The organism is Nocardioides sp. NPDC023903 (genome assembly GCF_040639295.1).
Lineage (GTDB): Bacteria > Actinomycetota > Actinomycetes > Propionibacteriales > Nocardioidaceae > Nocardioides.
The window spans coordinates 1-1,006 of sequence record NZ_JBEZZS010000134.1; the positions used below are offsets into that span (position 1 = coordinate 1).

Here is a 1,006-nt window from a genome sequence, read left to right on the forward strand (position 1 = left end):
GTGCGGGCGAAGCCACGGCGTCGCCCGCACGGGATGTCAGCGGCGCACGGTGACCAGGGTGAAGGGTCCGATCTCGGTGCGGGTGAAGACGGGATCGGTGAACAGGGACTTGGGGAAGGAGACGGTGTAGCGCTTGACGTTCGGGTCGTTGGGGTAGACGTCCTCGGCCAGGCGCAGCGTGTAGTTGTCGCCGTCGTTGCGGAACAGGAAGGCGTCGGGGGCGCGCCAGGGCGACTTCGCGAGGGCCTGCACGAGAGCGGGGGAGTCGGGGAGCTTGCTCCACTCGGCGATGGTGGCGGCGCGCGCCTTGAAGTCGGACAGCGGGTTCGCGTAGTGCGAGGTGAGCGCCTGGAAACCCCAGTAGGGGTAGAAGGCCAGGAACGTGGTGTCCGCGGTGAGGACGACGGATTCGTCTCGGGGGCGGCCGGTTTGCGCCATCAGGGCCGCGTCGATCTCGCGGTAGTGCGAGACAGCGGAGGGTTTGCGCTGGTCGGCGCGTTCACCGTTGCCATCGGTGTCGGTGTAGGCGGTGTCGATCTCGTGGGTGAGCACGGTGGGGATCGTCTGGGCGAAGGCCACGGCGCCGAGGACGGCGATCGCGGCAGCCGCGGCCCGCATCGGGGCCGGCTCGTTCAAAGCCTGGTAGATGGCGGTCGCGCCTTCGACGAAGCCGAAGACGCCCGCGGCGGCGAGCAACGCGAGCAGGACCGGCTCCAGCCGGAAGGACAACAGGGTCGTGCCCGCCGCGGTCGCCGTCATCGAGAGCAGAGTCCACAGGTAGATCGACACGACGCCGATGCCCAGTGCTTGTGCGCGCCTGGACGACCCGGCGCGAACCACGAGCCACAGCACGCCGATCATGCACAGGGCCCCCCGCAGGGAGAACTCCAGCATCGGGAACGCCAGCTGCGCGCCGGACTCCGGGAGATAGTGGAAAGCGCTGCCGGAGGGCAGTTTCGCACCGGAGAGCATCTTCAGCAGATACGGCGTCCACACGACAAAAGCC

The 1,006-nt window shown here is 68.6% G+C and carries 1 protein-coding gene; it reads right to left on the reverse strand.

The annotated features are described in order from the left end of the window. Positions 1-36: 36 nt before the first annotated feature. The coding region (locus AB0F44_RS30485; protein ID WP_357361143.1) for an arabinofuranosyltransferase at positions 37-1,006 on the reverse strand (970 nt) is incomplete at its 5' end.